At 67.4% G+C, this 14454-nt stretch carries 11 protein-coding genes; 4 read left to right on the top strand and 7 right to left on the bottom strand.

The features are described 5' to 3' along the window. Nucleotides 1-60: 60 nt before the first annotated feature. From ACPDIT_RS07665 to ACPDIT_RS07635, 7 genes are all read right to left on the bottom strand, one after another. Complete coding sequence (locus ACPDIT_RS07665) at nucleotides 61-513, bottom strand: CoA-binding protein (protein ID WP_423442610.1); 453 nt, start codon at nucleotides 511-513, stop codon at nucleotides 61-63. Nucleotides 514-551: 38 nt separating this feature from the next. After that, on the bottom strand, nucleotides 552-998 hold the full coding sequence (locus ACPDIT_RS07660) for a DUF5069 domain-containing protein (RefSeq protein ID WP_423442609.1): 447 nt from the start codon (nucleotides 996-998) through the stop codon (nucleotides 552-554). A 173-nt stretch (nucleotides 999-1171) separates the two neighbouring features. Beyond that, entirely contained in the window at nucleotides 1172-2152 is a 981-nt protein-coding gene (locus tag ACPDIT_RS07655) for an NAD(P)H-dependent glycerol-3-phosphate dehydrogenase (RefSeq protein ID WP_423442608.1), read from the bottom strand. Next, nucleotides 2149-2823 carry a glycerol-3-phosphate 1-O-acyltransferase PlsY gene (plsY, locus tag ACPDIT_RS07650; protein WP_423442607.1) on the bottom strand — a complete coding sequence of 225 codons (675 nt, stop codon included), beginning with the start codon at nucleotides 2821-2823 and terminating at the stop codon, nucleotides 2149-2151. The genes ACPDIT_RS07655 and plsY overlap by 4 nt, the downstream gene beginning before the upstream one ends. 195 nt (nucleotides 2824-3018) lie before the next feature. Then, nucleotides 3019-4407: a hemolysin family protein gene (locus ACPDIT_RS07645; protein ID WP_423442606.1), complete on the bottom strand. Its 1389-nt coding sequence runs from the start codon at nucleotides 4405-4407 to the stop codon at nucleotides 3019-3021. Further along, nucleotides 4404-5393, bottom strand: a complete 990-nt coding sequence (locus ACPDIT_RS07640; protein ID WP_423442605.1) for a CNNM domain-containing protein — start codon at nucleotides 5391-5393, stop codon at nucleotides 4404-4406. The genes ACPDIT_RS07645 and ACPDIT_RS07640 overlap by 4 nt, the downstream gene beginning before the upstream one ends. 43 nt (nucleotides 5394-5436) lie before the next feature. Beyond that, on the bottom strand, nucleotides 5437-6669 hold the full coding sequence (locus tag ACPDIT_RS07635; protein ID WP_423442604.1) for a hemolysin family protein: 1233 nt from the start codon (nucleotides 6667-6669) through the stop codon (nucleotides 5437-5439). Nucleotides 6670-7337: 668 nt separating this feature from the next. On the opposite strand from ACPDIT_RS07635, the gene ACPDIT_RS07630 reads away from it, so the two are divergent. The 4 genes from ACPDIT_RS07630 to ACPDIT_RS07615 all read left to right on the top strand — a co-directional run bounded on the left by ACPDIT_RS07630 (nucleotide 7338) and on the right by ACPDIT_RS07615 (nucleotide 14427). After that, the gene (locus tag ACPDIT_RS07630) at nucleotides 7338-8654 is read left to right on the top strand and encodes an MlaD family protein (protein WP_423442603.1); all 1317 of its coding nucleotides are present in this window, start codon (nucleotides 7338-7340) and stop codon (nucleotides 8652-8654) included. 331 nt (nucleotides 8655-8985) lie between these two features. Continuing rightward, nucleotides 8986-12519, top strand: a complete 3534-nt coding sequence (locus tag ACPDIT_RS07625; protein ID WP_423442602.1) for a sensor histidine kinase — start codon at nucleotides 8986-8988, stop codon at nucleotides 12517-12519. Then, on the top strand, nucleotides 12516-13148 hold the full coding sequence (locus tag ACPDIT_RS07620; RefSeq protein WP_423442601.1) for a response regulator transcription factor: 633 nt from the start codon (nucleotides 12516-12518) through the stop codon (nucleotides 13146-13148). Before ACPDIT_RS07625 ends, ACPDIT_RS07620 begins: the two co-directional genes overlap by 4 nt. Continuing rightward, entirely contained in the window at nucleotides 13102-14427 is a 1326-nt protein-coding gene (locus tag ACPDIT_RS07615) for a hypothetical protein (protein WP_423442600.1), read from the top strand. Before ACPDIT_RS07620 ends, ACPDIT_RS07615 begins: the two co-directional genes overlap by 47 nt. Nucleotides 14428-14454: the final 27 nt, after the last annotated feature.

The following is a 14454-nucleotide window of genomic DNA, read 5'->3' as shown; positions in this document are numbered from 1 at the left end:
GCGGGCGGAAGGAGCCCGCGCCGACCCGCGCCGTGAGCGGGTCGAGTGGCCTTGGTTCGTTCAACCTTGCGCGCCGCTTTCTTGCCGCCACCGCCGATGTTCCTTCAGGAGGCAGCGGTTCATCACCACTAGCAGTCCCGCCGCCCGGGCACGTTCCGCGGCGGCATTATGGACGATACCTTCCTGCATCCAAATGGCGCCGTCCCGGCGCGCGATCGCGGCTTCGACAATCTCCGGCACCGCCTCCGGCCTGCGAAAAATGTCCACGATGTCCACCGGATGGGGTACCTCGCGCAGGTCGGCCCAGGCCCGGCGTCCCAGGACCTCCCGAATGTTCGGGTTCACGGGAATGATCTCGTAACCCTGGTCGAGCAAATACCGGGCCACGCGGTAGCTGTCGCGATCCGGTTTGTCCGACAGACCCACCACGGCGATCGTGCGTGCGCGGGCCAACAAGGCCCGAATCTCCTCGGAGGAGGGCTGAAAACGGGGCAGTTCACATTCGGGCGCCATGGAGTTTCCCTTCCAAAACGGACGTCGGTGCGCGTCCTTCAAGGACGGCCGCCAAAGCTCACGTAATCGTCCAGATCGAGCAAATCGAACCACGTCACGATGTCCGTGCGATGGGGCGCCAGTTTCTGGTGGATCTCGTTGAAGAAAGCCCGTGCCTCCGGGTTGTCCGGGGCCCGTTGCTCCTGCCAGGCCGACCAGGCCAGAATCTCGGCGGGGGAGCGGGGCCGCGCGTGGGCCTGCACCCACGCCAGGATCTCTGCGTCGCTCTTGCCGGCCGCCAGTTCCGCCTTCAAGGCCTCGGCATCCAGCCCGGTGAAGGTCAGGAACTGTTGATCCAGCGGGCAATTGTAGTTGTACTCGCCGTTGGTGCCGGCCAGCAGGGCCCGCCCCTTGTCCAACATGCGCGGCAAAATCACGTATCCGCCCAATCGAACCCGGGGGCTTCGCGGCGGATGAACTCGCAGGTCTGGTGTCTTCCAGTTCATGGTTCCGACTCCGTTGTGGAACAAGCGTCGGCGCTCAACGTAGCACAGCGGCCGTGGATTCCAACTCTCGACCAGGGAGCTGGCGTGGTGGATGACGTTTCGGCTGCGATGGCCGCCGGCCCCCGACAGGGCCTCGGGCTGCGGCCCGTGCGTCACGCCGGCGCGCCCCGGGTTCAGTCTTCCGGTTTCGATTCGCGCGCCAGAAGGTCCTGCACCGCGCGCCGCACATCCTTGCCCTCGTAGAGCATGGCGTAAACCTCGTCGATGATGGGCGTTTCCACCCCGAGTCGGCGGGCCAGGGCATGCGCGGCCCGGGCCGTGGGATAGCCTTCCGCCACCGCGGTCATGGTGGCCAGGATCTGCTCGACGGACTCGCCCCGGCCGAGCCGCTCGCCAAACTGCCGATTCCGACTCAGCGGCGAAAAACACGTGACCATCAGGTCGCCAATGCCGCTGAGGCCGGAGAAGGTCTCGGGCCGCGCGCCACAGGCCACCCCCAGGCGTCGCATCTCGGCAATGGCGCGCGTCACCAGGGCGGCCTTCGAATTGTCGCCAAAACCCAGCCCGTCGCAGACACCTGCACCGATGGCGAACACGTTTTTGAGGGCGCCGCCGAGCTCCACCCCCACGAGGTCGCTGCTGGTGTAAACCCGGAACGTCGGTCCGTGGAACAATGCCTGCGCCAGGCGGGCCGCCTCGGCGTCCTCGCTGGCCACTACCACGGCCGTGGGCACCCCGCGCGCCACTTCCAACGCCAGGGACGGCCCGGACAGCGCCACCACCCGCGCGCGCGGTGCGGTCTGGCGCAACACACCGGACATGGTCAGACCCGTCTCGAATTCGATTCCCTTGGTCACGCTCACCACCACGCCGTCGAACGCGCCCAGGCAACGGGTCACGGCACGAAACGCCCGCGACACACTGGCCACCACCACCAGTTCCGCTCCATCCACGGCCCGATCCGCCACCGGCTCCAGGCCCAGTCCCTTCGGCAAGACCACCCCGGGCAGGTACCGTTCGTTGCTGCCTGTTTGTCGAATCCCTTCCAGCGTGGCCGGAAAGTAATCCCACAAGGTGATCTCGTGACCGCGTTCGGCCAGCATCCGTGCCAGCGCCGTTCCCCAGGCTCCTGCCCCCAACACGGTGATTCTCATGCCCGATGCCCTCCGCGCCACTGCACTTTCGGTTCCGTTCCCAGCCAAAGCCGCTTCAGATTGGCATGGTGCCGCGCGATGACCAGCACCCCAACCAGGGTCGTTACCCAGCACAGAAACGCATGCTCCCGCATGACCCAAACCATGGCGGGCAACAGCACGGCGGCCGCGATCGACGCCAGGGACACATACCGGAAACAGGCCAGGACCAGGATCCAACCCGCCAGGGCCACCGCCAACGCCCAGGGCGCCAGGGCGGCAAACACCCCTGCGCTGGTCGCGATGCCCTTGCCCCCGCGAAAGCGGAGCCAAAATGTGTACGTGTGGCCCAGCACCGCACCCAGGCCGGCCATTACGCGAGCCACCTCGGAAGCCCCGGCCGCCACCCCGCAGGCCTCCAGCAGCCTCAAACAACTCTGGTAACCCACCGTGCAGGCCAGGTAGCCCTTCAGGGCGTCCCCCGCCAGCACCACCAGTCCCGGGCCCCTGCCCAGCACACGAAATGCGTTGGTCGCGCCAATGTTCCCGCTTCCCACTTGGCGCAAATCCACCCCGCGGGCCCGGGCCACCAGGTAGCCCGTGGGGATCGAGCCCAAAAGGTAACCCACAATGAAACAGGCCAGAGAGCCCAGCAACAGCATGCGGCCCAGTGTGAAAAACCGCTTTGCCACCGTAAAGGCCGGACCCGCGGGGCAATCCCCTCTCCGAGGTGAGTGAAGGTCGGGGAAGGGCAACTCGAGCCGGGCGGAAAAGCCGGGCCGGAAGCGGGCAACCACTGCTCGGTTACCGGCGGGACCGGCCGGGGGCTCCCCTCGACCGCAGTCTGCCCTTCGGCCCGCCACAGGCCTCCTCCCCACTCGATTCTTTCACGAGGAGGCCGGAGGCGACTGCTCGCTGCCCGGGGAAGCGCCCTGCCGGGCCGGGGCTTTTCCCTCCTCCGCACCACGTTCCATGCGCAGGCGCGTCACACGACCGCCCTCGGTCTCGAGCACACGCAGGACCCAATTGCCCAGGCGTACCGTGTCCCCGCTTTGCGGAAACCCGCCCAGTTGTCGCGTAATCCAGCCGCTGACCGTGGCGATGCCCGGTGCGTGAATGGGCTCGCCCACAAGCTGGCTCAACTCATGCAGCGGCAGGGTGCCCGCCGCTTCCCAGACGCCCTCGCCCACGGCCGTCAGAACGGGCTTTTCCTGGTCGAACTCGTCCTGGATCGGGCCCACGAGCTCCTCCAATACGTTTTCCAGGGTGACCAATCCCACGGTCGTGCCGTATTCATCGACGACGATGGCCATGTGCAACCGCCGCTCCAGGAACAGTCGCAGCAGCCGTTCCAGGCTGCCCGTCTCCGGCACGTAGAGCAGCGGATGCGCCACCGGCAGGAGTTCGGCCGCCGTGCGCGCCTTCAGGCGCATTGCATACAGATCCTTGATGTGGATGACCCCGAGCGTGCGGTCCAGGTCGCCTTCGTCGCAGATGGGAAACCGCGAGTAGCGGGACTGCTGGGCGACCTCCAGACAGGCGCTGATGCTGGCGGTCGTGTCCAGGGCGACAATCTCCTGCCGGGGTCGCATCACCTCGCGCACCACGCGATGGCGCAAATCCAACGCGTTCTGGACCAGCTCCCGACTGAAGGCCGAGACCCCCATTTGCTGCTGGGAAGCCGCCAGCACCAGCCGCAGTTCTTCCTCGGAGCGAATGCCCTCCCCTTCCGCCACCGGCTCGATCCCCACCCACCGCAGCAACCACAGGGCACTCTCGTTGAGCAGCCAGATCGCCGGGTACATCGCGACGTAAAACCAGTGCATGGGATAGGCCACCCACAAACTCACCGGCATCGCCCGACGGATGGCCAGCGACTTGGGCGCCATCTCCCCCACCACGATGTGCAAAAAGGTGATCACACTGAACCCCACCCCGAACGCCAGGGTCTCCTGCGCCGCCGGACTTTCCACCGCCAACCAACGGAACACCGGCTGCAACAGGTACGCGAACACGGGTTCGCCAATCCACCCGAGCCCCAGACTCGCCAGCGTGATCCCCAGCTGACAGGCGCTCAGGTACGCGTCCAGGTGCCGGACCAGGTGCAACGCCATCCGGGCCCGTCGCTGCCCGCGACTCTGGAGCGGCGCCAGTTGCGTGGGCCGGATCTTCACCAGCGCAAACTCCGTGGCGACGAAGAAGGCGTTCAGCAGCACCAACGCCGCCACGGCCAGCAGCTTCCACAACACGACGAACCAGCCCCACGACTCGTTCACAAGCGCAACTCCCCGAAGATCAGTCTCAGGATGTCCTCGCGCCGAAGAACCCCCACGGCCTGGCCGTTGCCGTCCCGCACCACGGCCAGGACCTGACCCGAGCCCTGCATCCGGCGCAGCACCACTTCCAGTCGTTCATTCTCCTCCACCCACAGGGGCGGCTCCAACCATCCACTCACGGACTGGTCCGGATCCGGTTCCCCCGCAAAAAGGATGTGGTCCACCGAAACCACGCCGAGGACCGAATCCCGCCGGGCCCCGGAACCGCGCACCGGCACCTGGGACCATCCCTCGCGGCGTGCCCGCTCCAGAAGCTGGCCCACCGGGGTCTCGGCCGAGATCCAGGGCGCCCGATCCCAATCCTGCATCAGTTGTCGGACCGTCAGCGTCGAAAGCTCCAACACCCGCAGGATCATCGCCCGCTCCGCGCTGGTCATGGCCTGGGCCGATTCCAGCATGATCGCTCGCATCTCCTCGCGATTCCCGAACAGCCGGCCGGTTGCGGCCCGGCCGCCGGTCCAGCGCAGCAGCAGGCGCGAAGCGGCTTCCAGTCCGTACACCGCCGGCCGCAACAGCAGGTCCACCAGGCGGAACACCGGGGCACATGCGGTGCAAAGCCGGTTGGGCCGGGTGCGAAACCACATCTTCGGCAACAAATCGAAGAACGTGTAAAACAGGTACACGCCGGCTGCGTAACCCACGGCCAGGCCGGCGACGGATCCGCGCGTCCACCGATGCACCTCCAGAAACATCCAGCCCAGCACCACGACATTGGCCAGTGTGTTCCCCACCACGATGGTCCAGAGGAAACGCTCGGGCCGTTCCAGGTACTCCAGCAACCGCTGCGCCGAGCTGCGGCCCTGTCGCGCCTGGTGCCGGATGCGGAGGCGGTTCAACGCAAACAGGCCTGCTTCCATCCCGGATAACAGGAAAGAAACGGCCAGTGCCACGACCACGCCCGCCCACACGGCACCGTCTGCGCTCATCGTCCCGGCCTCCTGTGCTGCCCCCGGCGACCGCCCCACGGGGTCATCGGCGCACCTGCTCCACCAGGATTCGCCGGACCCGTCGTTCGTCCACCTCCTCCGCCGTCATGCGCAACCCGCGAAACACGACGGATTCCCCTCGGGCGGGGACCACCCCCAGCCGGCTCAACATCAGTCCGGCCATGGTTTCCACCTCCGGGACTTCTCCCAGCGCCGGGTACTCCTGTCGAAACTCCTCCAGCCGCACCGAACCGTCCACGCGCCATCGCCCCGGACCCAGCCGTTCCACCCGCATCCGCCTCAGCACCGCGCGACGCCGGCCGCCCACCACCTCCGCCAGTATGTCCTCCAGCGTGACCAGACCGGCCACTTCCCCGAACTCGTCCAGCACAATCGCCATGCCGCGTCCCTGCCGCTGCAGGCTCTGCAGCAACTGCAGCAGATTCATCGTCTCGGGAACAAACGACGGGAACTCGATCACCTCGGAAAGATCCTGATACGGATCGAGCAGGAAGGCCCGCACGTTCAGAATGCCCACCACCGTATCGGCTTCCTCGTCGTAAATGGGCAGGCGACGGTACCGCCGGCGCCGCGCCTCCTGGATCATCTCCTCCACCGACAAATCGTCGCGAATCCAGCTCATTTGCGCCCGGGGGACCATGACCTCCCGCGCCATCCGACGGTCCAGGCTAATGATTTGCAGTAACCAGTCGCGTTGGCCGCGCGCCAGCGTGCCCTGACGATACGCCAGCTCCACCAGCTCACGGTATTCCTCGTCGGAAAGACCGGGCACGGCCGGAGGCGCCTCCCGCAACCACCATCGCAACAGCGTCCCGTTGATCCGCTGCGCCAACCGGTGCAACGGCCGCAATCCCCGGTGCATCCATGTCAGCGGCCGGATGATCCGCACCGACCACCGTTCCGGGCGCCGCACGGCCAGGGTCTTCGGCAGGACTTCGCCCAACACCAGGGCCACCAGCAACACTCCGGCCACTGTCCAGCCCCAGGGCCAATGCCCCGTCACCGCCATCCACAAGCCCGCGCCCAGCAAGGCCCCGTTGGCCAGAGTGTTGCCCAGGACCATCGTGGCCAGCAGATCGTCCGGGGCGTCCAGGCAGGCCGCGACCTGGCGCCCGCGTTCCCCCTGGGCCTCGGCCAGGCGGCGCACCTGCCACTTGCTGAGCGAGAAAAGGGCCGTTTCCGCCAACGCGAAGAAAAAACTGCCGGCGGTGGCCACCACGGCCACCCCGATTGCCCAAAGCGCCAGGTCGTTCACGACGTCAGTATGCCAACCCGGCCCGTCCATGCCAAAACCGGATCCGACGGTCGCCGCAGCCCGGTGGATTCCGTCCCTCTCTCTGCGCGTCCGAGCACAGCGGCACCCCTGACCCAGCCCGACCCCGCACCCGTGTCACGCCTGCCTCGTTCGGTGGCCGCAAACAGCCGGGTGCATCACAACTCCCCACGTCACGGAACGGTGGCACGAGGCCGCGTCGGCTCGACCGGCACCGGCAGCAACGCACGGCCAAAGAAGAGCGTTCGTTGAGCTCCCAACGGCAAAGGGTTTATGAACCGGGTTGGGGAAGCGAACCCGGTCCGTGGCCGAGCGCAGAGAGCCTGCCGCTTTGCGCGGGGGCGGAGCCCTCCCCGAAAGCGGCATGAATCGACGCGCATGGTTCGGCGCGCGGACCGAATCGCCGGTCGCCCCGAGGAAAGGTCTCCTCGGAGACTTCAAGCCGCTCCTTCCGTCATACGACCGCCTGCGAAGTTGCTTTTCGTCTTGGAGCCTCTCATGACCTCGATCTTCACGATTGCGAGGCCACGTGGTACCCGCGCTGTCCCGCCGGTCGCCGGGCCCGCGTTGACGACCCGGCGGGTTTCTGAAATCGTCGTGCCCGGTCTGGCCCCGCGGGTCGCCCCGCGCCCCGGCCAACTCGACAGACGATGCCGTTGCAGGATCTGACACCCGAACTGCGCACCCGACTCAGCCGGCTGGAACGGCTCGCCGGCTGGTTCGTCCTCCTGGCGCTGGCCCTGCTGATGTTGGGCTTCGGCTACTACGCGTACCACACGGCCCAACGCAAGGGCTGGTTCGTCATCAAGGCGCGCTACTTCACCCTGTTGGACCGCGCCACGGGCCTGCGGGTGGGCGACCCGGTCAAACTCATGGGGTTCGAAGTGGGTCGCATCACCCGCATCGAGGCCCAGCCGCCGGAGGACTTCTATTACAACGTCTACGTCGAATTCGAGGTTCGGGCGCCCTACCACGGGTATCTCTGGACCACCGGCTCCCGGGTGCGCGTCACCCCGGCCGATCTCTGGGGCAAACGCGAACTGGAGGTCACCAAGGGCACCGGCGGCACGGCCACCTACATTCTCCATCCGCTGCGCGATGTCCCGGTGGCCGCGTTGACGGAACTTCCCGATCCCGCCCGGTGGCAACTGGCCGAAGACATCTACGCGCCGGATGCACCCCAGATTCTGGTCCATGCACAATCGCCACTCAGCCCCGAGGTGATCCGGACCCTTCAGGAAATCGGTCGCACCCGGGTCCGGCTGCTGGACACGCGGGAAACGCGCCGCTTCTTCACCGGCATCTGGAACGACCGGGAAGGTCGGTTCGACCCCTACACGCCCCAGTCCAAACCGTACTGGCTGCGCGCCGAGGAAACGCCCGCACTGACCGAGCGGCTCGACCAACTCGTGCGCCAGGTCGAGGCCGCCCTGCCCGGTCTGATGGCCCTCACCAACGACGTCCGGGCCACCCTCGCCCAAGCCACCGAACTGACCCGAAACCTCGACGCAACCCTGACCGCGCTGCGCCCCGCCCTCACCAACTTCGGTGAACTCAGCGCCCAACTCCGGGGCGAAGGTGCCCTGGGCGCCTGGCTGCTGGACCCGCCCGCCCGCACCAACCTTGGCCAAATCCTGGCTTCGGCCCCGGCCACGCTCCAGCACGCCACCCAACTCCTGGCCCGCGCAGACCAATCTGTCGAACAGCTCACCACCGAGCTTCTGTCCACCCTCGAACACCTCGGCGCCATCACAGCCAGCCTGCGCCAGCAGGTCGAAGCCAATACAAACCTCCTCGCCCACATCTCCGATGCCATCCGCCATGCCGACGAGTTCGTTCAGGGACTCAAACGTCATTGGCTCCTGCGCTCCGCCTTCCGAACCCGGCCTTCAGACACCAACGCCCCACCGTCGGCACCCGCCCCCCGCACCGCTCCCATCCGCGCCCCACGTGACTCCACCCGGTAAGCGCCGCGATCGCCCGCGTTCAGCAGGCAAGCCCGGGTCAGGCCGGCCCCGCGCTGCCGAACTCGGGTCCGGGCGCATCCGCCGGGCTTGTTCGCCGTCCCCGGCAACGCATACTGAAAACGCTGCCGTTATGAATCCGGGGGCCGCACCACTCAGAGCCTTCCGCTGGCGCCGCTGCGCCGGCGACCCCCGAGCTCCGGCGCACGGCTTCCTTTGCCGACTGGCGGTTGGCCTCTTGAGCGTCGCCGTTTCCCACCTCGCCGCCGGGGCCATCCTGTGGAGCGCTTCCGGTCCGTTTCTGGTCCGGCCCGCCGACTCACCTCTTGTCCTCATGACCGGCGCAGTTCATCGGGACGCCCGGGCCGCAGACACCCTCTACCTGCGGTTCGGCGTGAGCCCGCTGAACGAGGAGCCGGAACCGGAAGCCGAAATCGGCCTCGAGCTCTGGCACGGCGACGAACCTCACCTGGGCATCGGCAAAGCCCGCGGGGCGGCCGCCTACAGTGCCTACTTCCCCACATCGGCGTCCGGGACAAATCCACCCACCTGGGAGATGCGCGACCTGAACTCGGCCCGACCCGAGCCCGCGGCGGGGGAGCATGCCCGACGCTTCGAAGTGCCGCGGCGGGGAAGCGAACGCACCCTCATCGTCAAAATCCAGTTCGTCCCCAACGCCGATGACGTGATCACGGTCTGGCTCGATCCCGATTTGGGTCCCGGCGCCAACGAGCTGTACCAGCCGGAAACGCTGACGACCCGATTCTACGCCGACGCTTCCTTCGACCGGGTCTGTCTGCGTAACCGCAACAGCACGGCCCCCTGGTGGTTCAGCGACCTGGCCATCGGCACCACGTTTACCGACTTCGTGGAAATCAGCAGCGCGCATTTCCCCGCTCTGGCCATCGCCGCCCCACACCCGCCGATTCTCGAGGTCGCCACGTGGCCCCTGCCCTCCCTTGAGCCGCCCCTCCCACCCTTGAAGATGACACTCACGGCAGAGGGCTATCTCTGGATTGCCGCCGATAACGGCCTGTTCCGCTTCGACGGGCGCCGATTCAATCGCGTCACTCCGCCTCACGCTCCGCAGGGCGGCCTTCGCCATGTCGCCGTCGATGCGCGGGGAGGCCTGTGGCTGGCCACGGATCAAAACGAGGTGGGCCGTTGGGCTGACGACCGCTGGCAAAGCCTGCCCCTGCCTCCCACCGCCAGCAATCGCACAGTGCGGGTCCTGACAGCCGATGAGCCGGGCCGGGTCTGGTTGGCTACAGCCACCGAACTCTGGCAGTGGGACGAATCCCAATGGATCCGGAGGCCACGACCCGAAGGTGCCGCCGGAGAAATCCAGACGCTGATCCCTGGTGCGCAGGGCGATCTCTGGCTCATTCCCGCGCAAGGCCCGCTGACCCTCATGACCACCACTGGATCACGGTCGTTGCCCGCCCCGCCCGAGCCGGATCCGTCACGCTGGATCGCCTGGTGCGCCGAAGGCTCTCGGCGCCTGTGGCTGGCCACCTCCGACCGCCTCTGGCGGGCCTCCGTGGACTCGGACACCTCTGGCTGGCAATCCGTGTGGCAGCCATCGGACGCCGAGCACATCGTGGGTTTGCTCCCGGATCGGTCCCACGGCGTCTGGATCCTCCTGTCCTCGGGCCATTGGGTTCGAGTCGGGCCGGAGGCTTCTCCGGGCCCACGCCTGCGCGTCCTGTCCGCTGGTGCAGGCCCGATGGTTGCCATCTCGGATCCGGAGGGGACGATGTGGGTGCTCGACCGCGTGACACTGTACCGTGTGCGCCCTCGCTGGCGCGTGATCTACCGTACGGAACACGGTTTGGCCGATACGCCGATCACCGGCCTTGCTGAGGTCGCGCCGGGACTCCTCTGGATCGCCCAGGCCGATCTCGGCCTGCTGCGCTGGACCGGCGAAAACTTCGCCCGACTCTCCGCAGCCGGGCTCTCCGCCCGGGGAGAATCGCCCGAGTTCGTTTGGACGGCCCCGGACGGCAGTTGCTGGGTGGGTACCCGATCCCGTTTGCTCCGGTTCAAAGATCCGCAGGCCGTGGCCGATGAGGTGCAAGACACGCACCTGCCCGAGGCCCCCGTGCATGCGCTCGCAGAAGCCCCCGACGGGGCCCTCTGGGTCGGCACCGTAGGAGGCGGTCTTTGGCGGCTCCAGCACGGCGAACGGCAGGAGCAGCCACGGCCCTGGGGCCAAGTGCCCGTCTCCACCCTGCTGTGGGAACCCGATGGCCTCTGGATCGGCACCCTGGGCGCCGGGTTGTTCCACCTCACCCCACACGCGACGAACCCTCCACAACCAGTGGACCGGCTGCCGGCCAGGCGGGTGTTCGCCCTGCTGCGATCTCGTACGGGCACCCTGTGGGTGGCCACGGAGGCCGGCTTGTGGCGCAAAGCCACCCTCGGGTGGATCGCCGTGGCCTTCGAAGCCCTCCCGCCGCTCCCGGTTCTGGCGCTCGCCGAAGACGATTCCGGTCGTCTTTGGCTGGCCAGCTCGCCCGGACTGGCCTGCTGGCGACCGGATTCCGCGCAACAGAAGCTTTCGATCCCGCGCACCGCCTGGTGGCCCTGGGACTCATCCGCAGAACCGGACCGATCGTTCCCTCTCCAGACCAATGCCGCTCTTCCGATGCTGCGGACCCGCTCCGGTGAGCTGTGGATCGCCCGCGGCAGCGAACTCATCGTGGTGGACACAACCCGGGCACCGGCAAACCGCCGGCCCACGCGCGTTCTGGTCGAAACCGTTCGGGGGAATGGGCGGACCGTTTACAGCAACGGCCCGGCTTCGCCTCGCGATCCTCCACCCGACCAACACCGCCCGGTGCACCTGACGCCCGGAGCCCGGCAGGTACAGATCGAGTTTGCCGTGCTCCACGTCACCGAACCGGACTCCGTGCGCGTGTCGTATCGGCTGGAAGGCGTGGACCCGGACTGGCGCGACGCCGGGGAGCTCCGCACCGTCACGTACGGTTCGCTGGCCCCGGGCCGCTACCGTTTCCGCCTCCGCGCCCAGAGCCGCTCTTTCAGCCTCGACACGGCGGAGACGGAACTGGCTCTCGTCATCCCGCCGCATTTCTGGCAACGGCCCGGCACGGCCGCCGCGCTGGGCCTGGGTCTCCTCTTGGCCGCCGCGGCCTGCGCCCAAGCGGTGGAACGACGGCGCGCCCGCCGGCGACTCGCAGCCCTGCAACACCAACACGCCCTCGAACGCGAACGCGCCCGGATCGCCCGCGACCTGCACGATGAAATGGGCGGCCAACTCTGCCGCATTTCCTTCCTCAGTGAACAAGCCCGTCGCAGCCAGATCGATCCGGCTCAACGGGAATCGGCCGTGGCGGCCATCGCCGAAGCCTCTCGCGAGCTGCTCCGGGCTCTCGATGAAATCGTCTGGGCCGTCAATCCCGCCAATGACTCCCTCGAGCATCTGGCCTCCTACCTGGCGCAGTACGCCCACGACTTTTTCCAGGGCACACCCGTGGAGTGCGAGGTGGACCTGCCGGCCTCTTTACCGCCCGTCATGTTGCCCTCCCATGTGCGGCATCACCTGTTTCGTGCCGTACGCGAAGCGCTCACCAACATCCTGAAACACAGCCACGCCACCCGGGCCGAGTTGCGGCTGCGCTGCACGCCGGAGGGCATGGAATGGATCGTGCGCGACAACGGCCGCGGATTCGATCCGGCAACCCCGGCCACCGGTGCAGATCCCGGTCAGGGACTGGCCAACCTTCACCATCGCATGAGCGAGCTCGGGGGGACCTGTCGCATCACCTCCCTCCCCGGTCAGGGCACCGAAGTTTGCTTGCGCCTGCCATGGCCCCCTCCCAACCCTGTACCGCCAGGGAAACCATGAACCCTGTCATCCGCGTTGCCCTCGTGGACGATGACCGCGCCCTCTGCGCGACCATGGCCGCTTTTCTGAATGCCACGCCGGGCTTTTCGTGCATCGCCACCTACGGAAGCACCGCCGCCGCTCTCGAGGGCATCCCCCGCAACCCGCCGGATGTGGTGCTCATGGACATCAACATGCCCGGCCGCGACGGCATCGCCTGCGTGCAGCAATTGAAGCAGATCCTGCCCGATGTCCAGGTGGTGATGCTCACGGTGTACGAGGATGCCGACCGGATCTTTGCCGCCCTGGCCGCCGGCGCCACCGGGTACCTGCTGAAGCGGGTCACGCCCGACAAACTCCTGGAAGCCATCCGCGAGGTCCATGAAGGCGGCTCGCCCATGTCCAGCTCCATCGCCCGCAAAGTCGTCGCCTCCTTCCGCCAAACCGCCCCGCGTTGTCCTTCCCATCCCGCTCTTTCCCCTCGGGAACAGGCCGTTCTGGAGGGTCTGGCGCGCGGCCTCACGTACAAGCAGATCGCCGATCAGCTCCAGATCAGCATCGAAACCATCCGGACCTACATTCGCCGCATCTACGAAAAACTCCATGTGCAGTCCCGGACCGAAGCCGTCGCCAAATACCTGCGCTCCTGATCTCCGAGCCCGGGTTTTTCGAATCCTCGCCGGCCTGTGGGTCTGGTTGGGGTTTGTCCCGGTCCTCCTGCCGGCCCAGGCCAAGTCCGTGCTGATCTATTATCACCTCTGGTTCAGCGCCCCGCCCCACAGCCCGACCTGGGGCTGGCATTGGACCATGGACCGGTTCCGCCCAGATCGCACCAACGCACTGGGCGAGCAGGACATCGCTTCATGGTACCAACCCCTCATCGGGACCTACGACTCAGGGGATCCGGTCGTGCTCGAGTACCACGCCCTTCTCATGCGCCTGGCCGGTGCCGATGCCGTCGTGGTCAACTGGTTCGGCCCCGAACCGGTCTTCGACTACGCCACCATCGACCGACGACTGCACCAACTCCTCCCGTACCTCGAGCGCACCGGACTGAAACTGGTCCTCTGCTACGAAGACCGCGCGCTTCAGGCGCCCGCGCCCGACCCCGGGCATCCTCCACCGAGCGCGCTGGATCGCGCCCGTCGGGCCCTCCAATACGCCTGCTCCGCGTATTTCGGTCGTGCCTGTTACCTCCGCTGGAAGGACCGACCCGTGTTGCTCAACTTCGGTCCGCAGGTCCTCCGGAACCCGGAGGACTGGCCGGCCCTGGTGCGTGAATGCGACCCCCCTCCCGCTCTGTTCACCATCAACACTCCCGCGCCGGGAGCGGTCGGCGCCTTTGCCTGGCCGCCGATGTGGCTCAGTCAGGCCCCGGGCACCGGTGGCGTGCTCTCTGCGGCCGCGCTCCATCGCTACCTTGGCGATTTCGAACAGGCCGCTCAGCGCTGGCCCGCCGCCATCAGTTGTGCCTTTCCCCGGTTCCACGACATCCACGCCCGAGCCGGCACGCGTCCCTACTGGGGCTACCTGGGCGACCGCGGCGGCGACACCTTCCGGGAAACCCTGACCCGCGCGCTCACGAATGCCATCCCCATGGTCATGATCGCCACGTGGAACCATTTCGGCGAGGGCACCCTCATCGAACCCACCCGGGAATTCGGCTTTCGCGATCTGGCCCTGCTACAGCAGTTGCGCCGGCAATGGATCGACCCGGCCTTTCCTCCGACCACCAACGAATTGGCGATGGTCTGGCAGCTCTACCAGCTGCGCCGCGCCGCCCGGCGGGCAGCCCATCCGCAAACCGACCTGGACGCCGCCGCCGATGCCCTGGCCAACTTTCGCTTCGAAGACGCCCGCCGGCTCCTGCAGGGTTTTTCTCGAACCCCTCCGGAAGCCGCTCCGGAATCTCAGCCGGCCCGCCCATAAAAAAACGCCTGCCGGCGGGGCGCTCGA

It is taken from the genome of Limisphaera sp. VF-2 (assembly GCF_049537125.1).
Taxonomy (GTDB): domain Bacteria; phylum Verrucomicrobiota; class Verrucomicrobiia; order Limisphaerales; family Limisphaeraceae; genus Limisphaera.
Note: the sequence above shows the minus strand (reverse complement) of the source record. Positions and strands in the feature narration are given on the sequence as shown.